Here is a 23,387-nt window from a genome sequence, read left to right as displayed (position 1 = left end):
GCGCCACGGTCGCGCTGATCACGGTGGGCGTGTGCCTGGCCTCGTACGCCGTGATCCGCTACGAGCTCGGGCACCAGCTCGAACTCCAGCTGGCCTGACCCGTTCGGCCCTGTGCTTGACGGCCCGCAGCCTGACCTCCGCCGGCAGGGACGCCAGACCCGCCGAGTTCTTCGCCTGGGCCAGCGCCTCCACCCCGAACTGGTGCAGCGCCTCCCCGGGCACCGCGTGCGGGGCGAGGCTCAGCTTCGCCCGGGCCCGGGGCGAGGAGCGGCGGCCGGTCAGGACGACCCCCGCGCGCTCCACCCCGTCCACGGCCTCGGCCCCGCTCGCCAGCACGTTCTCCAGGGCGCGGCCGCGCAGCCGGGCGCCCTCGCCGTCCCCGGTGTCGACGATCACCTCGGTGACGCGGCGGCGCCGCAGCTGGGCCACCAGCCACCACAGCGCGAGCAGCACGAGTACCCCGAGCACGGCGATCGCCACCGGCCACCACCAGCCCTCGTCCCGCCAGCGCTGCCGGTCGGCGACGCTGAGCAGGACGTCCTTGCGGCCGTCGTGGATCCACCAGGACGGCGGCTTCGCGCCGAGCCCGACGGCGAGCACCGAGCCGCCGCCGGCCAGCAGGACGAGGCCGAGCAGGCCGAGCACGATCCGGTTCACGGTTCTCAGCACGCCGCTCATCCCTTCTTGCCGGGGCGCGCCACGCGCACCGAGAGCCGGGGGGTCCTGCTCAGCCCGAGGCCCTTGACGCCGTCACCCAGGGTGTCGTCCAGATCGGCCCGTACGTCGTCGAGTTCGCGGAAGTGCGCGAGGGCCCGCACCTTCGCCTTGGAACGCTTGACCCGGACGCGTACGGAGTGCACGCCGGGCACCTCCATGGCGCGGTCGCGCAGCACCATCGCGGCGGCGTCCCGGTGCAGCCCGGAGCGGACCTCCGGGTGGCTGCGGCGCATCGGCAGGAGCCCGCGCAGCCCGGGGGTGAGCGCGAGCAGCAGCAGCCACAGGCCGAGGGCGGCGGCGACGCCCGCGCCGATCAGGACGGCGGTGTCGTCCAGGGGCCGTTCGGCCAGCTCCCGGGCGAGGGTGCGCCGCCACTGCATGGCCGGGCGACCGGAGCGGACCGCCGCGACGTCGTAGAGCAGGAGGCCCACGCCGCCGAGGAGCACCAGGGCGCAGAGCGCCGCCGGGATACGCCGGGCCGACCAGAAGCGGCCGGTCTTCCTGCCACTGCCCTGGGTGGCGTGCGAGGGGTCGGGGGCCGCGCCGGTGCCCGGCCGCTCGGCGACGGGCATGCGCTGGGTGGGTTCGCTCACCGGATCCTCCCCCGGTCCGTACCGCGCGTCTGTGCCGAGTGCAGCCGCTCCACCTGGACCGCCACCTCCGGCACCTCCATTCCCGCCAACTCCGTGACGCGACGGGTCACGTGACGGCGGACGGCGCCGCACTGCGCGCCGATGTCCACCGGGTAGTCCAGCTCCAGGCTGATCCGGACCCGGGCGGTGTCGTGGCGCACGGTGACCGTGGCGTGCGGCGGTTCGCCGTCGGCCGGGACGGCGTCCAGCGCCTCACGTGCCGCGTACGCGGCGATCTTCGCGACGACCCGGTCGGCGATCCGGGTCGCGCCACGCTCGGCCGGCGCGACCTGTGTCGCCACAGGTCACCGCCGCCGGTCGCCGCGCGTGCGGAAGAACTCGCCGGGCTGGAGGTCCCCTTCGAGGAACCGGCCGGCGACAAAGCCGATGGCGCCGAGCGCCGCCACCAGCAGGAAGGCCCCGAAACCGCCGAAATATCCGGCGAAGCCGAGGGCCATGCCGGCGATCATGCCGATCACGGCCAGATTCATCGCGTCGTCCTCCTCCATGCGCTGCGGGCGGGTGCGGCGTTCACTGGAGCTTCGACTCCGGCTCGTCGTCCTCCTCGTCCGGCAGCTTCACGTCGCTGACGGCGATGTTCACCTCGACGACCTCGAGCCCGGTCATCCGCTCGACCGCCACGACGACGTTCTCCCGCACCGCGCGCGCGGTGTCCGCGATCGACACGCCGTACTCGACGACGATCTCCAGGTCGAGCGCGGTCTGCACCTCGCCGACCTCGGCCTTCACGCCGCGCGAGACGGACTTGGTGCCGCCGGGCACCCGGTCGCGTACGGCGCCGAAGGTCCGGGACAGGCCGCTGCCCATCGCGTGGACGCCGTCCACGTCGCGCGCGGCGAGACCGGCGATCTTCTCGACGACGCCGTCGGCGATGGTGGTCCTGCCCCGGCTCGCGGGGTCGCCGCCACCCCGCTTGGTGACGTTGCTCCGTGTGGCCGAGGCCGCCTGCGTGTCGCCGGGATCCTGTGCGGTGTCGCTCATCGGGCCGTCCCCTCTCTGCGATGTCATCTCGGTGCGGTCTGCTTTCTTTTGACCACATTAAGTGCGGTTACGCCGTCCCGCGCCCGGGATGCGGCAGCCTGGAGCAATGACGGTAGACCGATGGGCACATGCGGTACGGCAACAACTCGGGATCGGCAGGTTGCTGCCGCTGGGCGGGCCGGGTGACGGGGCGTGGATCACGGAGGCGGCGGCGCGCGGGGTGCTGCGGCGGGAGGTGGCCGGGGTGCGCGGGGTGCGGCTCGGTGCCGTGCGGCTGTCGGGGGCGGATCCCGACGGGGTGTACGAGGCGGCGGTGCCCGCTCCGCCGAGCGCGCTGCCGCCGGGCCCGCTGCGGATCGCGGCGCAGTGCGCGGCGACGGCCGACGAGCCGCTGCCGGCGGCGACCGGGCGGTTGCGCGCGGCGCTGGCGCGGGCGGCGGACGAGCGGCTCGGCCTGGTGGTGACGGAGGTGGACATCCAGGTCACGGCGCTGCTGGACGCCGACGCGGAGCAGCCGGAGGCGGACGGGGCCGAGGAGGAGGCACCGGCGCCGCCCGCGCTGTCGGGCGACGCGGAGCGGGCGGCCGGGGCGGCGCTGGCCGTACCCGGCGTGGCCCGGCTGGCGGGCACCCTCGGCGGGCTGGGCCGCGCGGTCCACATCGAGGAGCGCGAGCCGGGCCGGGCGGCGCTGCCGCGGCGTCATGTCCGGGTGGAGCTGGCGGTGTCCGCCGGGGCCCGCGCGCTGGACGTGACGCGGGCGGTCCGGCAGTCGGTGGCGGCGGCCCTCCCGGACACCCCGAGCGTCGCGGTCCTGGTCACGGCGGTCACGGCACACGCGGCACCGGCCACGCCGACGGCACCGACCGCGCAGACGGCGCGAACCATGCCGACCGGCTGACGGCTGACCGGCGGTTCACCCCCGGCGCCCCGCGGATGGACCCGCGAGGCGCCGGGGGCGATGGTCAGTCGTCCAGGCCGGCCAGGTCACGCAGCCGGCGGCCCTGCGCGGCCCGCTCGGCCGCGCGCTGCTCCTCCAGGGTCCGGCCCTGCACGCCCTGCAACAGCGCCTTGGTCTCGATGACGGCGTCGCGGGGCGCGGCGAGGAGCGCGGCGACGAGATCCCGCGTCGCGTCGGACAACTGGTCCGCGGGGACGGCGACGTTGGCCAGCCCCGCGGCCACGGCCTCCTCGGCGTGGACGTAGCGCCCGGTGACGCAGATCTCCAGCGCCCGCCCGTACCCGATCAGGGAGACGAGCGGGTGGGTACCGGTGAGGTCCGGGACGAGTCCGAGGCTGGTCTCGCGCATGGAGAACTGCACGTCGTCGGCGACGACGCGCAGATCGCAGGAGAGGGCGAGCTGGAAGCCGGCCCCGATCGCGTGCCCCTGGACCGCGGCGACCGACAGCAGGTCGCCGCGGCGCAGCCAGGTGAAGGCGGACTGGTACTCGGCGATCGTGGCGTCGAGGAAATCCTCGCCGCCGCGCGCCATGTCGATGAAGGACGGCTCGCCCGCGAACCCCTCGGGCGTGAACGCCTGACGGTCCAGGCCCGCGGAGAAGGACTTGCCCTCACCGCACACCACGACGACGCGCACGGATCCCGGCAGAGTGCGCCCGGCTTCGGCCAACGCCCGCCACAGAGCGGGACTTTGGGCGTTGCGCTTGTCCGGGTTGCTCAGGGTCACCGTGGCGATCGCGTCGTCGACGGTGAGCCGGACGCCGTCCTTGTCGAGCAGCGGTGCGGGCGAAGTCATCTGGGCCTCCGAGTCTGCGCGGTCATAAGTGACTGCACAGTAACCACCCGGCCGGTCAGCCGACCGACCGGGTGGCCACCGAAGGACCAGTGAGCCTCGCTCCGCTCCCACGACCGCGCCGACCTGCGGGGAGCAGGCCGGCCGGGTCAGTTCGCCGTGGCCTTCTTGCCTCGCGTGGCCCCGCCGCGACCGCGCAGCGTGACCCCGGACTCGCTGAGCATCCGGTGCACGAACCCATACGAGCGGCCGGTCTCCTCGGCCAGTGCCCGGATGCTCGCACCGGAGTCGTACTTCTTCTTCAGGTCTGCCGCGAGTTTGTCACGCGCGGCGCCGGTTACCCGGCTGCCCTTCTTCAGAGTCTCGGCCACCCGTGCCTCCTCATAGGAAGTGCGCTCTGGAATTCCCATGATCACCCCTTGCGGCGTTCCTGGCCACCCATTCGGCAAGGTCGGTGACGGCACAATTGCGCCGCGCGGGGTTTTCGCCACGAGTGGAACTAAAGATTCCGGCTGTTCCGAGCGCCGCCCGGAGCCCACTTAATCGAAGAGTTCCCAGGTCAGCGCCGCCCTGGAAGCGAAAGAGCGCGATAACCCCCGCGGGCGGCGAAATCCGTGTAGGACACACCGCAGTACGAGGCGATCTCACTCAGATGATGGATCACGGCTCGGCCGAATGATCCATCAGCAGTGGATCAGCCATTCGATCAAGCGGCGCTGACGCGTCCGCTCAGGCCAGGGCGACGAGGTCCGCGTACCCCTGGCCCCACAGGTCCTCGACGCCGTCCGGGAGCAGGATGATCCGCTCCGGCTGGAGCGCGTCGACGGCGCCCTCGTCGTGCGTGACGAGGACGACCGCGCCCTTGTAGGTGCGCAGCGCGCCGAGGATCTCCTCGCGGCTCGCGGGGTCGAGGTTGTTCGTCGGCTCGTCCAGGAGCAGCACGTTCGCGGACGAGACGACCAGGGTCGCAAGGGCCAGCCGGGTCTTCTCGCCGCCGGAGAGGACCCCGGCCGGCTTGTCGACGTCGTCCCCCGAGAACAGGAACGAGCCGAGCGTCTTGCGCACCTGGATCAGGTCGAGGTCGGGGGCGGCGGAGCGCATGTTCTCCAGGACCGTGCGCTCGGGGTCGAGGGTCTCGTGCTCCTGCGCGTAGTAGCCGAGCTTGAGACCGTGGCCCTCGATGACCTGCCCGGTGTCGGGCTTCTCCGCGCCGCCGAGGAGCTTGAGCAGGGTGGTCTTGCCCGCGCCGTTGAGACCGAGGATGACGACCCGGGAGCCCTTGTCGATGGCCAGGTCGACGTCGGTGAAGATCTCCAGCGAGCCGTAGGACTTCGACAGCCCCTCCGCCATCAGCGGCGTCTTGCCGCACGGCGAGGGGTCGGGGAAGCGCAGCTTGGCCACCTTGTCGGACTGGCGCACCTCCTCCAGACCGGCGAGCAGCTTGTCGGCGCGCTTGGCCATGTTCTGCGCGGCCACCGTCTTCGTGGCCTTGGCGCGCATCTTGTCGGCCTGCGCGTTCAGCGTGGCGGCCTTCTTCTCGGCGTTCTGGCGCTCGCGCTTGCGGCGCTTCTCGTCGGCCTCGCGCTGCTGCTGGTAGAGCTTCCAGCCCATGTTGTAGACGTCGATCTGGGAGCGGTTGGCGTCCAGGTAGAAGACCTTGTTGACGACCGTCTCGACCAGTTCGACGTCGTGGGAGATCACGATGAAGCCGCCGCTGTACGTCTTCAGGTAGTCCCGCAGCCAGACGATGGAGTCCGCGTCCAGGTGGTTGGTCGGCTCGTCCAGGAGCAGGGTGTCCGCGTCCGAGAAGAGGATGCGGGCCAGCTCGACCCGGCGCCGCTGGCCGCCGGAGAGCGTGTGCAGCGGCTGGCCGAGGACCCGGTCGGGGAGGTTCAGCGCGGCGGCGATGGTGGCGGCCTCGGCCTCGGCGGCGTACCCGCCCTTGGTGAGGAACTCCGTCTCCTGGCGCTCGTACTGCTTGAGCGCCTTGGCCTGGGTGGCGCCCGAGCCGTTCGCGATGCGCTGCTCGTTCTCGCGCATCTTGCGCATCAGCGTGTCCAGGCCACGGGCCGACAGGATGCGGTCGCTGGCCAGCACGTCCAGGTCGCCGGTGCGCGGGTCCTGCGGCAGGTAGCCGACCTCGCCGGAGCGGGAGATCGTGCCCCCGGCCGGGATGCCCTCACCGGCGAGGCACTTGGTGAGGGTGGTCTTGCCCGCTCCGTTGCGGCCGACCAAGCCGATGCGGTCGCCCTTGGCGACACGGAAAGAGGCGTTCTCGATGAGGATGCGGGCGCCGGCGCGCAGTTCGATACCGGATGCGGTGATCACGGGGGTACTCCAGGACAGGGTTACGGCTGGTTGACAGGGCGAGGGCCGGTCGGCGCCGCTAGACCACCCAGAGAGAAAACGTCATACGAGCCAGTTTAACGGTGAGACGCAAACGTATTTCCCAGGGCTCGGGTGCGCCCCTCGCCGGGCAGCTCGTTGCCGAGGGGCTCGCGGCGCGGGACGATCCGGCCGAGCCCGTCGACAGCGACCATCCGCTCGCTCCAGGCCACGGCGGGGTCCGCGCAGGGCTGGGCGATCAGCAGGGCGCCGGCGCGCCGCACGTAGGTGGCCGGCGCGAAGACGCAGCCCGCGCGCGCGGGCAGCACCCAGCGCAGGTCGCCGTCGGCGGTGCGGTAGGCGGCGATGCGCCCGGGGGTGACCACGGCGAGCATCCGTGCCCCCGCGTCCAGCGGTTGCAGCACTCCGGCGCCGCCGCGCGCGCCCGGCGTACGCAGCCAGGCCGCGGTGTCCGGGACCGCCCGGTGCCAGCGCACCGCGCGCCCCCGGGCGCCGTCGGTGTCGGTGATCACCCCGTCGCTCCACAGCGCGAGGGCGTGCCCGGAGGCGGCCAGGACGGCGAGCGGGCGGCGTCCGTCGCGCGTGTACCGCCAGCGCACGGCGGTGTCGTACGCCTCGACCGCGGCGCCGCTCGTGCGCAGCCGGACGCCGGCCGCGCCGGGGCCGGCGTCCGCGTGCGCGGTGCGGGTGAGGTGGTCGCCGTAGGGGGCGGGCCGCGCCTGGTGGGCGGCGAGGAGCAGCGGGCCGGCGGCCAGGGCGGCGCCGAGCGCGAGGAGGAGGCGTCCGCGGGGACGACGGGAGGCGCGTTCGTCAGGTGGCGGCGGGGGCTGCGCGGTCCGCCGGTCCGGGCCTGTCTCCCGCGCCGCGTCGAGCGGTACGACCGCCATGCCATCGCCCCCGCCACTCGCACCGTCCGTCAGCAATCAGGCGCAGAGTGTAACGGCGGTGAGGGGTGGGAGGCGGGGTGACACGGCCGGGGCGCGGGATGCGGTCAGGCGCCGCCCGTGTGGACCTGGAACGCCGCGCGGCGCACGGCCTTCGCGAGCGCCGGGTCGGGGTGCGCGGCGGCCAGGGCGACCAGAACCTGGACGGTGCGCGGGTGGCCGACGGCGCGGACCTCTTCGATCAGCGCGGGCACGGTCGGCTGCACGGCGGACTCCAAGTGCCTTACGAGCAGCGGCGCTTCACCGTGATCGGCGACGGCCGCGGCGGTGTCCACCCACAGCCAGGTCGCCTCCTCGCGGGTCAGCACGGTGTGCACGTCCTCGGGGTCGGCGCCCTCGTACTCGGCCAGCCAGAGCAGGGCGTAGGCGCGCAGGTGGGGGTCGTCGGTGGCGCGGCGCACCTCGGGCTCGGCGGGTGCCCCGACGACGCGCAGCGCCTCGAAGGCGAGGCCGCGCAGCAGGGCGTCCTCGCCGCGGGCGGCGTCGAGCAGCTCGGTGACAGCGGTGCCGACGTCGCGGGCGGCGAGCCAGGCCCGGTACTCGGCGCGGGCCGCGTTCGGGCGCAGCCGCGCGCAGCCGCGCAGCATGGACTCGGCAGCCACCTCGATGTTCCCGGCCGGGGACTGGGCGGCGACGCAGATCTGCTCCAGCTTGACCCAGACCGCCCAACTGCCCAGCGGGGTCAGGGTGGCGTGCTCGTCGGCGTAGGTCAGCGCGCCGACGGCGGCGAGGCCGGCGAGGGCCCAGTCGAGCAGCGGCGGGAGCGGGGTGTCCTGCGCCGGCACCGGCTCGGGCTGCGGCCCGTAGGGGATCTCGCAGCGCTCGGCGCGCAGTTCGCCGACGCGCTGGTCGAGCAGGTCCAGGAGCTGGGCGACCGGCACCGGGCCCGCCATCAGCTGGCAGAAGGAGAGCAACTGCGGTACGGCTTCGACGACTTCGGCCACCGCGGCGGGCTCCAGGGCGTCCGGCGCGGGGTGGACCAGGGACCAGGCGTCGAAGAGGGCGACCCAGCCGCGCAGCACGGCGGTGTCGTCGCGGTCCCAGACGCGCAGCCGCCAGCCGGGCCGGGCGATGTCGCCGTGCACCTCGACGAGGCCGGCGAGCCGGGCGGTGTCCCAGTCGGCGCAGATCTGGCCCACGGTGAGGCCGAGGTCGGCGGCGGCGCGGCGCGCGGTGGCGTCCGAGAGGGTGCCCTTGCCGTCGCGCGCGCCCGTGCCGTTGCCCGGGTTCAGTGTGGTGTCGGCCCAGCGCGCCACGCGGACGGCGGCGGCCAGGCCCTGCCGGGCGGCACGGGCCAGTTCCGCGGGTGGCGGGGTGCCCTCCGGAGGGCGCGGCGCGGGCCGCCGGGCCGCTGCGCGGGGGGCGGCAGCGGCCAGCGGCTGGCGGCGCGGGCTGACGAGTCGGAGCCTGGAGTCGCGCGGGGTACGGGACGTCACTGGAGCAGTGTCCAGGGTCACCCCGCGAATTCCCAAACGGGAGTGCCTGTTCGGGGTTCGGCCCGCGGTTCGCGGGGCGCCCGGGGCGCGCGGGACCGGAGCGCCCCGCGAGCGGCGGGGCGCCCGGGCTCCGGGGTGCGCCGGCTCACATCAGCGGGGTCAGGAAGCGCCGCAGGGTCTCCTCGTACGCCGCCGGGTCCGCGTTCCACATCGCGTTGTGCGGGGCGTCGTCGACCTGGTGGACGGAGACCAGGTCCGGGCGGCGGTCGGCGAGGCGGCGGGAGAGGGCCCAGGGGGCGACCTCGTCATCGGGTCCGTGCACGATGAGGGTGGGCACCCGCAGGGTGGCCGGGTCGAGCGTCTCGGCGTACCGCGGGCGGCTCAGCCCGGTGCGGCCCTGCGCGGCCCGGACCGCCAGCGGGAGCAGCGCGGCCGGGGTGCGCCGGGCCCCGGCCAGGGCGCGCAGCGTCGCCTCCCAGCTGAGTACCGGGGAGTCGAGGACCAGGCCCCGGATCCGGTCCCGCAGCGCCGAGTGCGCGGCGGCGTGCAGGGCCATGGCGGCGCCGGTCGACCATCCGTGCACGATGACATTGCGGGCGCCCTGCCGCACGGCGTAGCGGATCGCGGCGTCCAGGTCGCGCCACTCCGCCGCGCCGAGGTGGTGCAGGCCGTCCGGGGAGCGGGGCGCGCCGGGGTCGCCGCGGTAGGCGAGGTCGAGCACCGGGAACCCGTGGTGGTGCAGGAACCCCATGATGTTGAGGGGGTGTTCGCGGGTGGTGCCGAGGCCGTGGACGGTGATGACCCAGGTGTCGCGCAACTGGGGCACGAACCAGGCGGGCAGCCCGCCGAGTTCACCCGGTACCACGACGTCGGCGTGGTCGAGGCCGAGCGCGGACGCGGGGTCCCCGGTGTGCACCTGCGGGGTGAGCCAGGCCCTCGTACCGGGGTCGACGCTGCCGTAGGTGACGCTCTCCAGCCGCCGCACGACCGTGTCGGCGGCGTGGGGCACGGATGCGAGCACCGGTCCGACGACCGCGTGCCGCCCCTCGCCGGCCAGTCCGTACGTGCCCGGGCGCAGGGAGGCGAGGTCGCGGGTGAGGGTGATGTGGCCGGCGGCGGTGGAGTGGACGGTGAGCCGGGGCTCGGTGGGCAGGGGGCGCCCCGCGGGCGCCTTGAGCGCGGCGTCGCTGGCCAGGCGGCCGGCGGCGATCGCGGCGGCGGAGGCTCCGAGCACGGCGGTGACGGCAGCTGCCGTCGCTTTGGCGGTACGCACCCGTCCAGTGTCGGCGCACGGCCCCGCCCGGGCCAGTGGGACGACCGGTGAGAGTGACAGATGCCGGTTCTGTGCCGGACGGGGCCGGGTTCCGCTCGGCACGGCCCGGGTGCGCCTCTACTCCTGGACCGGCGGCTGCCCGTACCCCCGCAGCCGCTCCGTCACCTCGTTCAGCTGTTCCTCGGTGAGCAGCGAGGGGGTGCGGCCGGGCACCGAGTGGGCGGTGAGCCACAGGCGGCACATCCACTCCAGCTGCGCGGTCCGGTCGTAGGCGGCGTCGAGCGTGGGTCCGTAGGTGACGGTCCCGTGGTTGCGCAGGAGGCACCCGGTGCGGCCGGCCAGGGCGGCGAGCATGTTGCTTGCCAGCTCCTGCGTGCCGTACGTCGCATAGGGGGCGACCCGCACCGGGCCGCCCAGCGCCGCCGTCATGTAGTGGACGGCCGGCAGTTCGGTGACGAGCGTGGAGACGGCGGTGGCGTGCACCGCGTGGGTGTGCACGACGGCGCGGGCGTCGGTGTGCCGGTAGACCGCGAGGTGCATGGGGAGTTCGCTGGTGGGCGTGAGCGTGCCGGCGCGCCGGTCGCCGTCGAGCCCGACGGCGACCAGGTCGGCGGGGCCGAGCCGGTCGTAGGGGAGGCCGCTCGGGGTGACGAGGACCGTCTCCCCGACCCGTACCGAGACGTTGCCCGACGTGCCGACGACGAGTCCGTCGCTGACGGTTCTGCGCGCCGTCGCCACCAATTCTTGCCACGCCTGCTCCAGTTCCGTCATACCGGGCATCTTGTCAGGCAAAGTAAGCGGAGCAAAGGGGCACATATCGCCCATCCACACCGTTGGCTTGGCCAGACAGGCATGGCCGGATCTTCACGGAGCTTCCGGGAGATTCGCCGTGCACGTCGCCATCCGGGGGGAAATATGGCTCGTGACCACACACCGTCCCACCGTCGCACCCGTATCGCCGCGGCGGTCTCACTGGCCGTTCTGACGTTCGGCGGCACGGTCCTCGCGGAGCTTCCCGCGGCCGCCGCGGCCAAGCCGAAGGGGCATGACGTCTCGTCACATCAGAAGAACGTGAACTGGAAGAAGGCGCGGAGCAAGGGGGCCCGGTTCGTCTATGTGAAGGCCACCGAGGCGACGACCTACAAGAACCCCTACTTCACGCAGCAGTACAACGGCGCCCGCCAGGTCGGCATCATCCGGGGCGCGTACCACTTCGCCCTGCCCGACAAGTCCTCCGGCAAGGCGCAGGCCTCCTACTTCGTGCGCAACGGCGGCGGCTGGACGAGCGACGGGTGGACCCTGCCGCCCGCGCTCGACATCGAGTACAACCCGTACAGCAAGAAGAAGTGCTACGGCCTCAGCAAGACCAAGACGGTCGCGTGGATCAGATCCTTCAGCGACGAGGTCCGGCGCAGGACCGGACGGCGTCCGGTGATCTACACGAACAGCCTCTGGTGGAGGACGTGCACCGGCAACAGCCGCGCGTTCGCCGCCAACCACGCCCTGTGGATCGCCCGCTACAGCTCCAGTCCGGGCGCGCTGCCCGCCGGGTGGTCCTACTGGACGTTCTGGCAGTACGACAACGGCGGCGGCCTCCCGGGCGACCAGAACCGCTTCAACGGCAGCCTGAGCCAGCTGCGGAAGTTCGCCCGGGGTTAGTTCCCCGCCGCGCCACCCCCACGGCCCTGTGGCCCCCCGACACCGGGGGCGCCGCGGGGCCGTGTCGTCGTATGCCCGGATGTCCGGAGAAGTCCGCCCCTCTGCGGCGGTGACAAGAACCACACCGGCGGGGCCCTGGAACCCGGGATTCCCGGGCCCGCACCATCACTCTCCGCCGGAGTCGCCTGAGATCCCCCACCAGTTCACCTTCCGTTCATACAGTCGCCCTACGTTCACCAAGGCTTCGGCAATCAGCCGTGGTCAGCGACGCCGTCCGCAACCTGAAACGGATACCGGATATGGCACTTGATGCCACACTCCTGCTCGCGATCGTGATCGTCACCGCACTGGTCTTCGACTTCACCAACGGTTTTCACGACACCGCCAACGCGATGGCCACCACCATCTCGACCGGCGCCCTCAAGCCGAAGACGGCGGTGGCCATGTCCGCCGTGCTGAACCTGGTCGGGGCCTTCCTCTCCGTGGAGGTGGCCAAGACCATCTCCGGCGGGATCATCGACGAGGACGGCCTCAGGACCGAGGTCATCTTCGCCGCGCTCGTCGGCGCCATCCTCTGGAATCTGCTGACCTGGCTGGTCGGGCTGCCGTCCAGCTCCTCCCACGCCCTGTTCGGCGGGCTCATCGGCGCCGCCGTCATGTCGATGGGCTGGTCCTCGGTGAACGGCGGCACCGTCGTCACCAAGGTGCTGCTGCCCGCGGTCGCCGCGCCGATCGTGGCCGGTGTCGCCGCGATGCTGGCCACCCGGCTCACCTACCGCATCAGCGGCAGGACCGACCAGAAGGCCACCGCCAAGGGCTACCGCGCCGGGCAGATCGCCTCCGCCGGCCTCGTCTCCCTCGCGCACGGCACGAACGACGCGCAGAAGACGATGGGCATCATCACCCTCGCCCTGATCACCGGCGGCGTCCTCTCCCCCGGCGCCAACCCGCCGCTGTGGGTCATCGTCTCGGCCGGCCTGGCCATCGCGCTCGGCACGTACCTGGGCGGCTGGCGGATCATCCGCACCATGGGCAAGGGCCTCACCGACCTCGCCCCGCAGCAGGGCTTCACCGCGCAGACGAGCGCCGCGACCGCGATCCTCGCCTCGTCGCACATCGGCTTCTCCCTCTCCACCACCCAGGTCTGCTCGGGCGCCGTGATGGGCGCGGGCATCGGCCGCAAGGGCGGTGTGGTCCGCTGGTCGACCGCCACCCGGATGTTCGTCGCGTGGGGCCTGACCCTGCCGGCCGCGGGCCTGGTCGGCGCGGGCGCCGAGTTCCTCACCAAGCAGGGCTCGTGGGGCATCGGCCTCACCGCGCTCCTGCTGATCGGCGGCGCCGGGACCATCTGGAAGCTCTCCCGGCGCGACTCCGTCGACCACACGAACGTCACCGCGGACGCGGCCGGCGCCGTGGCGGAGCCGGCCGACGTGGTGACCACCGCGATCGCCGCGGTCAGCCCGCCGCCCGTCGCCGCCGCCGCGGAGTCCGGGCCCTCGGTCGAGGTGAAGGCCACGATCCCCGCCCCGCCGCAGCCCCTGGCCGACCCCGCGCGCCCCGCCGGCGCCACGCTGTAAGGAAGCAGGACAGCTATGAAGATCGACTGGTCGGCTCTCGCCTCCGTCTTCGGGGTCAGTCTCGTGGCCACCGTGGCCCTGGTGGGCCTGTTCACCCTCGGCGTCGTCGGCCTCTCCAAGCGGGAGTCCGCGGCGCAGCGCGGCGGTTCGGCGACGGCCGCCACCTCGGGGGCGTACCTCTGCTTCGCGCTGTGCGCGGCGGCCGTGGCGTACGGGATCTTCCTGATCGTCGCCTGACGGCGGCCCGCTCGCCGGTACGAGGGGCGGCGGGGCAGGGCGCACGGCGTCCCGCCCCGCCGCCCTTCTGTGTACCTGCCCACACTCCGCTCTCCCAGGTCAACGGCGAGTTGACGCACCTTCGCGGACCGTGGTGGACTTCGCGGGCCATCTACGGCAGCAGTCCGAGGAAGCCGGTGCGAATCCGGCGCGGTCCCGCCACTGTGAGCCCTCCTGAAGGAAGGGCGAGCCAGGAACTCTCGCTGCCGGTCTCGTCGAACCAGGGCGTGGACACCCTGAGTGAGGACAACTACGCCATGTTCGCCCTGCGCGGCGCGGCGCGGGCCGAGCGCGTCTTCGCGTACGGCGCCGCCACCGGACTCCTTGCCGACCTGCTGTTCGGCGATCCGCGCCGCGGGCACCCCGTGGCCGGGTTCGGCCGGGCCGCCGGACACGTCGAGCGCCTGCTGTGGCGCGACCACCGGGGCTGGGGCGCCGCGCACGCCGTGTTCTGCGCGGGCGGCGCCGCCGCGCTGGGCGCCGCCGCGGCCCGTACCGTACGCCGCTCCCCCGCCGCCGCCGTCGCGCTGACCGCCGCCGCCACCTGGGCCGTGGTCGGCGGGACCTCGCTGGGCCGGGAGGCGCGAGGCGTCGGCCGTGCCCTGGAGGCCGGGGACGTGGAGCTGGCCCGGGAGCTGCTGCCGCGGCTGTGCGGCCGCGATCCGCAGGGTCTTGACGCCGACGGGATCGCCCGCGGTGTCGTCGAGTCCGTCGCCGAGAACACCTCGGACGCGGTCGTCGGCGCGCTGGTGTGGGGCGCGGTGGGCGGCGTCCCCGGACTGCTCGCCTTCCGCGCCGTGAACACGCTGGACGCGATGGTCGGGCACAAGTCGCCCCGCTACCGCCGGTTCGGCTGGGCCTCGGCCCGGCTCGACGACGTGGCCGGGTGGCCGGGAGCCCGGCTGACGGCGGCGCTCGCCGTGCTGGCGGGCGGGCGGCCGCGCGCCGCCGCGCGGGCCTGGCGCGCGGACGCCGGACGCCACCCGAGCCCGAACGCGGGGGCCGTCGAGGCCTCGTTCGCGGGGGCGCTCGGGGTGCGGCTCGGCGGGACGCTGGCCTACGCGGGCCGGGTGGAGCACCGGCCCGTCCTGAACGCCGCCGGGCGTGCGGTGCGGGTCGGGGATGTCGAACGGGCCGCGCGGTTGTCGCGGCGGATCACCGCGTTGGCGTGGGGAGTCTGTGTGGGCGGGCGGTTGCTGTGGGCGCGCCGGTGAAGGGCGGGGGGCTCCTCGTCGCGGGGACGACCTCCGACGCGGGCAAGAGCGTGGTCACGGCCGGCATCTGCCGGTGGCTGGTCCGCCAGGGGGTGAAGGTCGCGCCGTTCAAGGGGCAGAACATGTCCCTGAACTCGTTCGTGACGCGGGAGGGCGCCGAGATCGGGCGGGCGCAGGCCATGCAGGCGCAGGCCGCCCGGGTCGAGCCGACCGCGCTGATGAACCCGGTGCTGCTCAAGCCGGGCAGCGACCGCAGCAGCCAGGTCGTGCTCATGGGCAGGCCCGTCGGTGAGATGAGCGCGCGGGGCTACCACGGACAGCGCCAGGGCGCGCTGCTCGACACCGTGGTGGAGTGCCTGGAGGAGCTGCGGGGCAGTCATGACGCGGTGATCTGTGAGGGGGCGGGCTCGCCCGCCGAGATCAATCTGCGCCGCACCGACATCGTGAACATGGGCATCGCGCGGGCCGCGCGGCTGCCGGTCCTGGTGGTCGGCGACATCGACCGCGGGGGCGTCTTCGCCTCGTTCTTCGGGACGACGGCGCTGCTGGCGCCGGAGGACCAGGAGTTGCTGGCCGGGTACCTGGTGAACAAGTTCCGGGGTGATGTGACGCTGCTCGAACCCGGGCTCGCCATGCTGGAGTCCCTCACCGGCAGGCCCACGTACGGTGTGCTGCCGTTCCAGCACGGGCTCGGCATCGACGAGGAGGACGGGCTGCGGGTCTCCCTGCGGGGCGCGGTGCGCGAGTCCGTGGTGGCGCCGCCGGTCGGCGAGGACGTGCTCCGGGTCGCCGTGTGCGCGGTGCCGCTGATGTCGAATTTCACGGATGTCGACGCGCTCGCCGCCGAGCCGGGCGTCGTGGTCCGGTTCGTGGACCGCGCCGAGGAACTGGCCGACGCCGACCTCGTGGTGGTGCCGGGGACCCGCGGGACGGTGCGGGCGCTGGAGTGGCTGCGCGAGCGCGGGATCGCCGGGGCGCTGGCGCGGCGGGCCGCCGAGGGGCGGCCGGTGCTCGGCGTCTGCGGCGGCTTCCAGCTGCTCGGGGAGCGCATCGAGGACGAGGTGGAGTCGCGGGCCGGGGTCGTCGACGGGCTCGGACTGCTGCCCGTGCGCGTCCGGTTCGCGCGGGAGAAGACGCTGGCCCGGCCGGTGGGCGAGGCGCTCGGTGCGGCCGTCGAGGGGTACGAGATCCACCACGGGGTCGCCGAGGTCCTCGGCGGTGAGCCGTTCCTCGACGGGTGCCGGGTGGGGTCCGTGTGGGGGACGCACTGGCACGGGTCGCTGGAGTCCGACGGGTTCCGCCGGGCGTTCCTGCGGCTGGTCGCCGAGGCCGCGGGGCGGCGGTTCGTCCCGGCGCCGGACACGTCGTTCGCGGCGCTGCGTGAGGAGCAGCTCGACCGGCTCGGGGACCTGATCGAGCGGCACGCCGACACGGACGCGCTGTGGCGGTTGATCGAGGGCGGGGCCCCGCGGGGGCTGCCGTTCGTTCCGCCGGGGGCGCCGTCGTGACAGCTCCCCGGAGGCTGCGCCCCCGCGCCTTCCTGGCCCCGTTCGTACGTGCGGGTGCGCCATGGTCGCGCGCGCCGTTCCCCGCGCCCCTTCCGGGGCGCTTCAACTCACCGGAGGTCCACGGCTGATGAGCACCCCGTATCCGTTCACGGCCCTGGTCGGCCAGGACGACCTGCGGCTCGCCCTGCTGCTGAACGCCGTCTCGCCCGCCGTCGGCGGTGTGCTCGTGCGCGGCGAGAAGGGCACCGCCAAGTCCACGGCGGTCCGCGCCCTTTCGGCGCTGCTGCCCGAGGTGGACGTCGTCCCCGGCTGCCGGTTCTCGTGTGCGCCCGGCGCGCCCGACCCGCAGTGCCCGGACGGGCCGCACGAGGCGGGCCCGGGCACCCACCGGGCCGCCCGCATGGTCGAGTTGCCGGTCGGCGCGTCCGAGGACCGGCTCGTCGGGGCGCTCGACATCGAGCGGGCCCTCGCCGAGGGCGTGAAGGCCTTCGAGCCGGGGCTCCTGGCGGACGCGCACCGCGGCATCCTCTACGTCGACGAGGTCAACCTGCTCCACGACCACCTGGTCGACCTGTTGCTCGACGCGGCCGCCATGGGCGCCTCGTACGTGGAGCGCGAGGGCGTCTCCGTACGGCACGCCGCGCGCTTCCTGCTCGTCGGGACGATGAACCCGGAAGAGGGCGAGCTGCGACCGCAGTTGCTCGACCGGTTCGGGCTGACCGTGGAGGTCGCCGCGTCGCGCGAGCCGGAGCAGCGCGTGCAGGTCGTGCGGCGGCGCCTTGCGTACGACGACGACCCGGAGGGGTTCGCCGCGGGCTGGGCCGGGGAGGAGGCCGGGGTGCGGGAGCGGATCGCCGCCGCCCGCGCGCTGCTGCCCCGAGTCCGCCTGGGCGACGGGGCGTTGCTGCGGATCGCCGCGACCTGCGCCGCCTTCGAGGTGGACGGGATGCGGGCCGACATCGTCATGGCGCGGACCGCGACGGCGCTGGCGGCGTGGGCGGGCCGGACCGAGGTGCTCGCGCAGGACGTGCGCCGGGCGGCGCTGCTCGCGCTGCCGCACCGGCGGCGCCGCAACCCCTTCGACGCGCCGGGCCTGGACGAGGACAAGCTCGACGAGACCCTGGACGAGTTCGGCCCGGACGAGCCGGACGACGACCCCGAGCCCGACGGACCCGAGGGCGGCCCTGAGGACGGGGGCCCGGACGGTGGCGGCGGTGGGGTGCCGCCGCAGGGCGGACCGGAGCGGGAGGGCCCCGAGCAGCAGGGCCCGGAGCGGGAGGAGCCCGAGCCGGGAGACGCGTCGCCGGACGCTCCCGAGGAGCCGGCGGGGGCGCCTGCGGGCGGCGGCCGCGAACAGCGGGCCGTCTCGGCCGGTGAGCCGTTCCGTACGAAGATGCTGAGCGTCCCGGGGCTCGGCGACGGGGCCGCCGGGCGGCGCTCCCGGGCGCGGACCGAACACGGCCGCACGACGGGTGCCGTCCGCCCCCGGGGCGCCCTGACCAAGCTGCACCTGGCCGCGACCGTGCAGGCGGCGGCGCCGCACCAGCGGGCGCGCGGCCGGTCCGGCGCGGGGCTCGTGGTGCGCCGCGACGATCTGCGCCAGGCGACGCGGGAGGGCCGCGAGGGCAACCTCGTCCTCTTCGTCGTGGACGCCTCCGGGTCGATGGCTGCCCGGCAGCGGATGGGCGCCGTGAAGGGCGCCGTGCTCTCGCTGCTGCTCGACGCCTATCAGCGGCGCGACAAGGTGGGGCTCGTGACGTTCCGCGGGACGGGCGCCGAGGTGGCGCTGCCGCCGACGTCGAGCGTCGACACGGCCGCGGCGCGCCTGGAGAGGCTGCCGACCGGTGGCCGGACGCCGCTGGCCGCGGGGCTGCTCACCGCGCACGAGGTGCTGCGCGTGGAGCGGCTGCGGGACCCGGCGCGGCGGCCGCTGATGGTCGTGGTGACCGACGGGCGCGCCACGGGCGGCCCGGAGCCGGTGAAGCTCGCCGGGCGCGCGGCCGGGCTGCACGCCGCCGCGGGCACGGCCAGCGTGGTCGTCGACTGCGAGACGGGTCTGGTGCGGCTCGGGCTCGCCGGTCAGCTGGCCGGGCAGCTCGGCGGTTCCGCCGTCACGCTGGAGGAACTGCGGGCCGACGCCATCGCCGGACTCGTCAAGGACGTACAGGGAACGAACCAGACCCGCAGGAGGGCCGCCTGATGCCGCAGGGACAGCCGAGTGTCGTACCGGACGACGGACTGACGACACGTCAGCGCCGCAACCGCCCGCTGGTGTTCGTGCACACGGGCGTCGGCAAGGGCAAGTCGACGGCCGCGTTCGGGCTCGCGCTGCGCGCCTGGAACCAGGGGTGGCCGATCGGGGTGTTCCAGTTCGTCAAGTCGGCGAAGTGGAAGGTCGGCGAGGAGAACGCGCTCAAGGTGCTCGGCGCCTCCGGCGAGGGCGGCACCGTCGCCTGGCACAAGATGGGCGAGGGCTGGTCGTGGGTGCAGCGGGGCCTGCACGGCGACAACACGGACAACGAGGAGAAGGCCCGCGAGGGCTGGGAGCAGGTGAAGCGGGACCTGGCCGCCGAGACGTACAAGCTGTACGTGCTCGACGAGTTCGCCTATCCGCTGCACTGGGGCTGGATCGACGTGGACGAGGTGGTGGAGGTGCTGCGGGACCGGCCGGGCACCCAGCACGTCGTCATCACCGGGCGCAACGCCCCGGACAAGCTCGTCGGGTTCGCGGACCTCGTGACCGATATGTCGAAGGTCAAGCACCCCATGGACACGGGCCAGAAGGGCCAGCGGGGCATCGAATGGTGAGGGTCGCGTGCTGAGTACGGACGTGCCCCGGCTCGTCGTCGCCGCACCGGCGTCCGGGTCGGGCAAGACGACGGTGGCGACGGGGCTGATGGCCGCGTTCGCCGAGCGCGGCCTCGCCGTGTCGCCGCACAAGGTCGGGCCCGACTACATCGACCCGGGCTACCACTCGCTGGCGACCGGCCGCCCCGGCCGGAACCTGGACGCGTACATGTGCGGGCCCGACCTCGTCGGCCCGCTCTTCGCGCACGGTGCCCAGGGCTGCGAACTCGCCGTCGTCGAGGGCGTGATGGGGTTGTTCGACGGGGTCTCCGGGCAGGGCGAGCTGGCGTCGACGGCCCATGTCGCCAAGCTCCTCAAGGCGCCCGTCGTCCTCGTCGTCGACGCGTCGTCGCAGTCCCGGTCGGTGGCGGCGCTGGTGCACGGCTTCGCCTCCTTCGACCCCGGGGTGCGGCTCGCGGGCGTCATCCTCAACAAGGTCGGCTCGGAGCGGCACGAGATGCTGCTGCGAGAGGCCCTGGAGGAGGTCGGCGTGCCGGTGTACGGGGCGCTGCGCCGGACGCCGGACGTGGCCACGCCCGCACGGCACCTGGGGCTCGTCCCGGTGGCCGAGCGCAGCTCCGCGGCGGTGGACTCGGTACGGGCAGCGGCACACATGGTCCGCGAGGGCTGTGACCTGGAGGGTCTGCTGGCGCTGGCGAGAACGGCCCCGCCACTGGCGACGGAGGCGTGGAGTCCGAGCCGCCCAGGGACGCGGGGAACTGCGAGCGCCACCACGACGACGGCGCCGCACCCGCCGAAGAACCCGGTCGTGGCAGTGGCAGGAGGCGCGGCCTTCACCTTCTCCTACGCGGAGCACACCGAACTGCTCGCCGCGGCCGGCGCCCAGGTCGCAACCTTCGACCCCCTCCACGACGAACACCTCCCGGAGGGCACCGCCGCGATCGTCATCGGCGGCGGCTTCCCGGAGGTCTACGCCCCCGAGCTGTCCGCCAACGAACGGCTCCGCAAGGCCGTCGCGGAGCTGGCCCGCGCGGGCGCCCCGGTGGTCGCCGAGTGCGCGGGCCTGCTGTACCTCTCGCGCTCCCTCGACGGCCAGGAGATGTGCGGGGTGCTGGACGCGCACGCGCGGATGTCCCCGCGGCTGACCCTGGGCTACCGGGACGCCGTCGCCGTCTCCGACAGCGTGCTCGCCCCGGCCGGGGCGCGGCTGCGCGGCCACGAGTTCCACCGCACGGCGATGGAGCCGGGCGCCGGGCCCGCCCCCGCGTGGGGCATGCGGCTGCCGGCGCCGCGCGTCGAGGGGTTCGTGCAGCAGGGCGTGCACGCCAGTTATCTGCACACGCACTGGGCGGCCCGGCCGGAGATCGCCCGGCGCCTCGTGGACCGGTGCGGCGCGCCGTGACCTCAGCCGGCGAGGCCCACCACCAGCCAGATGAACGCCGCGCCGGCGACCGTGCACAACAGCGTGGAACGGGCGGGGTGCTCGTGGTGGGCCTCGGGCAGGATCTCGGCGGCGGCCAGGTAGAGCAGCACGCCACCGAAGAAGCCGAGATAGCCGCCGAGCAGTTGCTCCGGAATGGTGAACAGGAGCGTCGAGGCGGCGCCCACCACCGGGGCCGCGGCGTCGGCGAGCAGCATCAGCGTCGCCTTGCGGCGGGCGTTCCCGTACAGGCGCGTGATCGTGTACGTGTTGAAGCCGTCGGCGAAGTCGTGGGCGATCACCGCGAGCGCCACGGCCACGCCCATCCCGCCGCCCACCTGGAACGCGGCGCCGATCGCGATGCCGTCCATCATGCTGTGCCCGACCATCGCCCCGGCAGCGGTCAGGCCGACCTCGGGGGCCCGCCCGTGCGCGTGCTCGGCGGCGCCGTGGGCGGCCTGGCGCTGGGCGAGGAGGTGCTCCAGGACGTGCGCGGCGAGGAACCCCGCGACGAAGAGCAGCAGCGCCGCCGGCACCCCGAAGACCGGGCCGCCCGCCGCGTCCAGGGCCTCGGGGAGCAGGTCGAGGCCGACCACACCGAGCATCAGGCCGCCCGCGAGACCGAGCACCAGATGGCGCCGGTCGGTGACCCTCCTCGCGGTCCAGCCGCCGACCAGGGTCATCACAAAGGCGCCGAGCGCCACGAACACCGCCATGGGCCCTCCCTAACCCATCCGACCCCCGCGGCGCACATCCGACACCGCGGGGATGCCGTGATCGTCGGGGTCGGGGCGCGGGCCGGTGTGACGTCCGCGGAGGTGCTCGGCCTGGTCCGGGCCGTCCTGGCCGAGGCGGGGGCCGCCCCCGCGGACGTGGTGGCGCTCGCCACGGTCGACACGAAGGGGCGGGAGCCGGGGCTCCTCGCGGCGGCGGAGGCGCTCGGGGTGCCGCTGGTGGCGTACCCCGCCGGGGTGCTCGCCGCCGTGCCGGTGCCGCACCCCTCCGAGCGGGTACGCCGAGCCGCGGGGACGCCGTCCGTGGCCGAGGCGGCGGCGCTGGCGGGCGGGGGTCGGCTGGTCGTCGCCAAGCGGGTTTCCGGGGGTGAGGCGGGGAGGGGGCGGGGGGTGACCTGTGCGGTGGCCCGGGGCGGGTAGGGCCGGGTGGTCTGCTTGCTGTGTTGGCTTGCTGTGTTGGCTTGCTGTTTTTCGATTCTGTGTCCGTGTCTGTGAGGAGTCCGTCCCGTGCACACCCCTCCCCCGGCTCTGCTCGCCGCCTTGGAGCAGCGGATCACCTCCGCTGCGGACGACCGGGCGCGCACGCTGGTCCTGCTCGTGGGCCGGGGGTCGGCGGATCCCCTGGTCAATGCCGAACTGGTCGCGGCGGCGCGGCTGTTGTGGGAGGGCAGCGGGCTCGCCGGGGTGGAACCGGCCTTCGTGTCGGGCGCGGCGCCGGATGTGTGGGCGGGGCTCGACCGGTGTGCGGCCCTCGGGGCCCGGCGGGTCGTCGTCCTGCCGTACGAGGATCTCGACTCCGACCTGGCCTGGGAGCGGGCCGGGGCGTGGGCCGCCGCGCACCGGGACGTGGAGGTGCGGCGCGCGGCCGCTCCCGGCCGGTCCGCGGCCCCGGCGGACGGGCCCGATCTGCGCCATCACGGCGACGCCGAAGTGCGGGACGACGCAGAGAAGTTGACGGACCTCGCGGTGAACGTCCGCACCGGGACGCCGCCCGTGTGGCTACGGGACCGCGTCGCGGGCTCGTTGGCGGGGCTCGCGGCGTATCCGGACGGGCGGGCCGCGCGGGTGGCCGTGGCGGCGCGGCACGGGGTGCCGGCGGCGCGGGTGCTGCTGACCTCCGGGGCGGCCGAGGCGTTCGTCCTGCTGGCGCGGGCGCTGCGGGTGCGACGGCCCGTGGTGGTGCATCCGCAGTTCACGGAGCCGGAGGCGGCGCTGGCGGATGCCGGGCACGCGGTGGGGCGGGTGCTGCTGCGGGAGGCGGACGGGTTCCGGCTCGACCCCGCGCTCGTACCGGCGGACGCGGATCTGGTGGTGATCGGCAATCCGACGAACCCGACGTCCGTCCTGCATCCGGCGGCGGAAGTGGCCCGGCTCGCCCGGCCGGGGCGGGTGCTCGTGGTCGACGAGGCGTTCATGGACGCCGTCCCGGGTGAACGGGAGTCCCTGGCCGGGCGGACGGATGTGCCCGGGCTCGTGGTGCTGCGGAGCCTGACCAAGACATGGGGGCTGGCCGGGTTGCGCATCGGGTACGTGCTGGCCGAGCCGGAGGTGATCGGTGCGCTGGAACGTGCGCAGCCGCTGTGGCCGGTGTCGTCGCCCGCGCTCGTCGCCGCGCAGGCGTGTGTGTCGGCCCGGGGGGTCGCGGAGGCGGCCGGGGCGGCGCGGGTGGTTGCGGCGGACCGGGAGTATCTCGTGGGGCTGCTGCGGGAGTTGGCGGGGTTCGGGGTGCGGGTGGCCGAGCCGGCGGAGGGGCCGTTCCTGTTGGTGCGGGTTCCCGGTGCCGGGGTTGTGCGGGAGCGGTTGCGGGTCGCGGGGTTCGCTGTGCGGCGGGGGGATACGTTTCCGGGGTTGGGGGTGGACTGGGTGCGGGTCGCTGTGCGCGGGCGGGGGGTCAGTGCGGGGTTTGTTCGGGCCTTGCGGGATGTGCTGCGGGGGTGAGGGTCGGCGCCTTCCGTAGTGGGGGTGGGCCTTGTTCGGCGGGTGCGGGTGAGTTGGGGTTGCTCGCGCCGTTCCCCGCGCCCCTTACGGGGCTGCCCGTGCCTCGTCGTGTGCGGGTGCGTTGGGGTTGCTCGCGCCGTTCCCCGCGCCCC

The 23,387-nt window shown here is 74.4% G+C and carries 24 protein-coding genes, 1 pseudogene and 1 riboswitch; of the genes and pseudogenes, 12 read left to right on the top strand and 13 right to left on the bottom strand.

Annotated elements, in window-relative coordinates; genetic code table 11:
• Positions 1 to 18 precede the first annotated feature (18 nt).
• The 5 genes from amaP to ABZY33_RS19070 are packed head-to-tail and all read right to left on the bottom strand — an operon-like array spanning position 19 to position 2,351.
• Positions 19 to 678 (bottom strand): alkaline shock response membrane anchor protein AmaP, encoded by a 660-nt coding sequence (amaP, locus tag ABZY33_RS19090; RefSeq protein WP_356492761.1) that lies wholly within the window; start codon positions 676 to 678, stop codon positions 19 to 21.
• Positions 675 to 1,289, bottom strand: a complete 615-nt coding sequence (locus ABZY33_RS19085) for a DUF6286 domain-containing protein (RefSeq protein WP_356492770.1) — start codon at positions 1,287 to 1,289, stop codon at positions 675 to 677. Before ABZY33_RS19085 ends, amaP begins: the two co-directional genes overlap by 4 nt.
• Before the next feature lie 17 nt (positions 1,290 to 1,306).
• Complete coding sequence (locus ABZY33_RS19080) at positions 1,307 to 1,651, bottom strand: hypothetical protein (protein WP_356492760.1); 345 nt, start codon at positions 1,649 to 1,651, stop codon at positions 1,307 to 1,309.
• A gap of 3 nt (positions 1,652 to 1,654) precedes the next feature.
• Positions 1,655 to 1,840: a hypothetical protein gene (locus ABZY33_RS19075; protein ID WP_324772339.1), complete on the bottom strand. Its 186-nt coding sequence runs from the start codon at positions 1,838 to 1,840 to the stop codon at positions 1,655 to 1,657.
• Between the two features lie 40 nt (positions 1,841 to 1,880).
• Positions 1,881 to 2,351: an Asp23/Gls24 family envelope stress response protein gene (locus ABZY33_RS19070; protein WP_356492759.1), complete on the bottom strand. Its 471-nt coding sequence runs from the start codon at positions 2,349 to 2,351 to the stop codon at positions 1,881 to 1,883.
• 106 nt (positions 2,352 to 2,457) lie between these two features.
• Here ABZY33_RS19070 and ABZY33_RS19065 point away from each other — a divergent pair, with 106 nt between their 5' ends.
• Positions 2,458 to 3,249 carry a nucleopolyhedrovirus P10 family protein gene (locus tag ABZY33_RS19065; RefSeq protein ID WP_356492758.1) on the top strand — a complete coding sequence of 264 codons (792 nt, stop codon included), beginning with the start codon at positions 2,458 to 2,460 and terminating at the stop codon, positions 3,247 to 3,249.
• 64 nt (positions 3,250 to 3,313) lie between these two features.
• Here ABZY33_RS19065 and ABZY33_RS19060 read toward each other — a convergent pair whose 3' ends face one another.
• The 7 genes from ABZY33_RS19060 to ABZY33_RS19030 form a co-directional block, all read right to left on the bottom strand.
• On the bottom strand, positions 3,314 to 4,105 hold the full coding sequence (locus ABZY33_RS19060; protein WP_356492757.1) for an enoyl-CoA hydratase/isomerase family protein: 792 nt from the start codon (positions 4,103 to 4,105) through the stop codon (positions 3,314 to 3,316).
• Between the two features lie 146 nt (positions 4,106 to 4,251).
• Positions 4,252 to 4,473 (bottom strand): helix-turn-helix domain-containing protein, encoded by a 222-nt coding sequence (locus tag ABZY33_RS19055; protein ID WP_356492756.1) that lies wholly within the window; start codon positions 4,471 to 4,473, stop codon positions 4,252 to 4,254.
• A gap of 358 nt (positions 4,474 to 4,831) precedes the next feature.
• On the bottom strand, positions 4,832 to 6,430 hold the full coding sequence (locus ABZY33_RS19050) for an ABC-F family ATP-binding cassette domain-containing protein (RefSeq protein WP_356492755.1): 1,599 nt from the start codon (positions 6,428 to 6,430) through the stop codon (positions 4,832 to 4,834).
• Positions 6,431 to 6,525: 95 nt separating this feature from the next.
• Positions 6,526 to 7,335, bottom strand: coding sequence for a hypothetical protein (locus tag ABZY33_RS19045; RefSeq protein ID WP_356492754.1), 810 nt, complete (start codon positions 7,333 to 7,335; stop codon positions 6,526 to 6,528).
• Positions 7,336 to 7,439: 104 nt separating this feature from the next.
• A complete protein-coding gene (locus tag ABZY33_RS19040) occupies positions 7,440 to 8,828 on the bottom strand; it encodes a hypothetical protein (RefSeq protein WP_356492753.1) in 1,389 nt (462 codons plus the stop codon).
• Positions 8,829 to 8,973: 145 nt separating this feature from the next.
• A complete protein-coding gene (locus tag ABZY33_RS19035; RefSeq protein WP_356492752.1) occupies positions 8,974 to 10,101 on the bottom strand; it encodes an alpha/beta hydrolase in 1,128 nt (375 codons plus the stop codon).
• A 117-nt stretch (positions 10,102 to 10,218) separates the two neighbouring features.
• Entirely contained in the window at positions 10,219 to 10,872 is a 654-nt protein-coding gene (locus ABZY33_RS19030) for a class II aldolase/adducin family protein (RefSeq protein ID WP_356492751.1), read from the bottom strand.
• 144 nt (positions 10,873 to 11,016) lie between these two features.
• On the opposite strand from ABZY33_RS19030, the gene ABZY33_RS19025 reads away from it, so the two are divergent.
• The 8 genes from ABZY33_RS19025 to ABZY33_RS18990 all read left to right on the top strand — a co-directional run bounded on the left by ABZY33_RS19025 (position 11,017) and on the right by ABZY33_RS18990 (position 20,545).
• Entirely contained in the window at positions 11,017 to 11,760 is a 744-nt protein-coding gene (locus ABZY33_RS19025; RefSeq protein WP_356492750.1) for a lysozyme, read from the top strand.
• A 299-nt stretch (positions 11,761 to 12,059) separates the two neighbouring features.
• Positions 12,060 to 13,337, top strand: a complete 1,278-nt coding sequence (locus ABZY33_RS19020) for an inorganic phosphate transporter (protein WP_356492749.1) — start codon at positions 12,060 to 12,062, stop codon at positions 13,335 to 13,337.
• Between the two features lie 15 nt (positions 13,338 to 13,352).
• Complete coding sequence (locus ABZY33_RS19015; RefSeq protein WP_356492748.1) at positions 13,353 to 13,574, top strand: hypothetical protein; 222 nt, start codon at positions 13,353 to 13,355, stop codon at positions 13,572 to 13,574.
• Positions 13,575 to 13,699: 125 nt separating this feature from the next.
• A riboswitch (cobalamin riboswitch) is annotated at positions 13,700 to 13,834 on the top strand.
• A 36-nt stretch (positions 13,835 to 13,870) separates the two neighbouring features.
• A complete protein-coding gene (locus ABZY33_RS19010) occupies positions 13,871 to 14,827 on the top strand; it encodes a cobalamin biosynthesis protein (protein WP_356492769.1) in 957 nt (318 codons plus the stop codon).
• Positions 14,824 to 16,335 carry a cobyric acid synthase gene (locus tag ABZY33_RS19005; RefSeq protein ID WP_356492768.1) on the top strand — a complete coding sequence of 504 codons (1,512 nt, stop codon included), beginning with the start codon at positions 14,824 to 14,826 and terminating at the stop codon, positions 16,333 to 16,335. Before ABZY33_RS19010 ends, ABZY33_RS19005 begins: the two co-directional genes overlap by 4 nt.
• Positions 16,336 to 16,462: 127 nt before the next feature.
• Entirely contained in the window at positions 16,463 to 18,535 is a 2,073-nt protein-coding gene (locus tag ABZY33_RS19000; protein ID WP_356492747.1) for a putative cobaltochelatase, read from the top strand.
• Positions 18,535 to 19,143 (top strand): cob(I)yrinic acid a,c-diamide adenosyltransferase, encoded by a 609-nt coding sequence (cobO, locus tag ABZY33_RS18995; protein WP_356492746.1) that lies wholly within the window; start codon positions 18,535 to 18,537, stop codon positions 19,141 to 19,143. Before ABZY33_RS19000 ends, cobO begins: the two co-directional genes overlap by 1 nt.
• 7 nt (positions 19,144 to 19,150) lie before the next feature.
• Positions 19,151 to 20,545 (top strand): cobyrinate a,c-diamide synthase, encoded by a 1,395-nt coding sequence (locus ABZY33_RS18990; protein ID WP_356492745.1) that lies wholly within the window; start codon positions 19,151 to 19,153, stop codon positions 20,543 to 20,545.
• 2 nt (positions 20,546 to 20,547) lie between these two features.
• On the opposite strand, the gene ABZY33_RS18985 is transcribed toward ABZY33_RS18990, so the two are convergent.
• Positions 20,548 to 21,279 (bottom strand): ZIP family metal transporter, encoded by a 732-nt coding sequence (locus ABZY33_RS18985; RefSeq protein WP_356492744.1) that lies wholly within the window; start codon positions 21,277 to 21,279, stop codon positions 20,548 to 20,550.
• Between the two features lie 57 nt (positions 21,280 to 21,336).
• On the opposite strand from ABZY33_RS18985, the gene ABZY33_RS18980 reads away from it, so the two are divergent.
• From ABZY33_RS18980 to cobC, 3 genes and pseudogenes are all read left to right on the top strand, one after another.
• Positions 21,337 to 21,717, top strand: coding sequence for a cobalamin biosynthesis protein (locus ABZY33_RS18980; RefSeq protein ID WP_356492743.1), 381 nt, complete (start codon positions 21,337 to 21,339; stop codon positions 21,715 to 21,717).
• An 87-nt stretch (positions 21,718 to 21,804) separates the two neighbouring features.
• Positions 21,805 to 22,068: pseudogene (locus ABZY33_RS18975) on the top strand (CbiX/SirB N-terminal domain-containing protein); the annotation flags it as partial.
• An 81-nt stretch (positions 22,069 to 22,149) separates the two neighbouring features.
• Positions 22,150 to 23,235 carry an Rv2231c family pyridoxal phosphate-dependent protein CobC gene (gene cobC / locus ABZY33_RS18970; RefSeq protein ID WP_356492767.1) on the top strand — a complete coding sequence of 362 codons (1,086 nt, stop codon included), beginning with the start codon at positions 22,150 to 22,152 and terminating at the stop codon, positions 23,233 to 23,235.
• Positions 23,236 to 23,387: the final 152 nt, after the last annotated feature.

This window comes from Streptomyces sp. NPDC006552 (genome assembly GCF_040611655.1).
Taxonomy (GTDB): Bacteria; Actinomycetota; Actinomycetes; order Streptomycetales; family Streptomycetaceae; genus Streptomyces.
Note: the sequence above shows the minus strand (reverse complement) of the source record. Positions and strands in the feature narration are given on the sequence as shown.

Bases quoted from the DNA above. Each gene is read 5' to 3' on its own strand.
- ABZY33_RS19060 (WP_356492757.1), bottom strand. From the start codon at position 4,105: ATGACTTCGCCCGCACCGCTGCTCGACAAGGACGGCGTCCGGCTCACC.
- ABZY33_RS19070 (WP_356492759.1), bottom strand. From the start codon at position 2,351: ATGAGCGACACCGCACAGGATCCCGGCGACACGCAGGCGGCCTCGGCC.
- ABZY33_RS19075 (WP_324772339.1), bottom strand. From the start codon at position 1,840: ATGAATCTGGCCGTGATCGGCATGATCGCCGGCATGGCCCTCGGCTTC.
- ABZY33_RS19030 (WP_356492751.1), bottom strand. From the start codon at position 10,872: ATGACGGAACTGGAGCAGGCGTGGCAAGAATTGGTGGCGACGGCGCGC.
- ABZY33_RS19065 (WP_356492758.1), top strand. From the start codon at position 2,458: ATGACGGTAGACCGATGGGCACATGCGGTACGGCAACAACTCGGGATC.
- ABZY33_RS18985 (WP_356492744.1), bottom strand. From the start codon at position 21,279: ATGGCGGTGTTCGTGGCGCTCGGCGCCTTTGTGATGACCCTGGTCGGC.
- amaP (WP_356492761.1), bottom strand. From the start codon at position 678: ATGAGCGGCGTGCTGAGAACCGTGAACCGGATCGTGCTCGGCCTGCTC.
- ABZY33_RS19025 (WP_356492750.1), top strand. From the start codon at position 11,017: ATGGCTCGTGACCACACACCGTCCCACCGTCGCACCCGTATCGCCGCG.
- ABZY33_RS19010 (WP_356492769.1), top strand. From the start codon at position 13,871: ATGTTCGCCCTGCGCGGCGCGGCGCGGGCCGAGCGCGTCTTCGCGTAC.
- ABZY33_RS19015 (WP_356492748.1), top strand. From the start codon at position 13,353: ATGAAGATCGACTGGTCGGCTCTCGCCTCCGTCTTCGGGGTCAGTCTC.
- ABZY33_RS19045 (WP_356492754.1), bottom strand. From the start codon at position 7,335: ATGGCGGTCGTACCGCTCGACGCGGCGCGGGAGACAGGCCCGGACCGG.
- ABZY33_RS19000 (WP_356492747.1), top strand. From the start codon at position 16,463: ATGAGCACCCCGTATCCGTTCACGGCCCTGGTCGGCCAGGACGACCTG.
- ABZY33_RS19085 (WP_356492770.1), bottom strand. From the start codon at position 1,289: ATGCCCGTCGCCGAGCGGCCGGGCACCGGCGCGGCCCCCGACCCCTCG.
- ABZY33_RS19020 (WP_356492749.1), top strand. From the start codon at position 12,060: ATGGCACTTGATGCCACACTCCTGCTCGCGATCGTGATCGTCACCGCA.
- cobO (WP_356492746.1), top strand. From the start codon at position 18,535: ATGCCGCAGGGACAGCCGAGTGTCGTACCGGACGACGGACTGACGACA.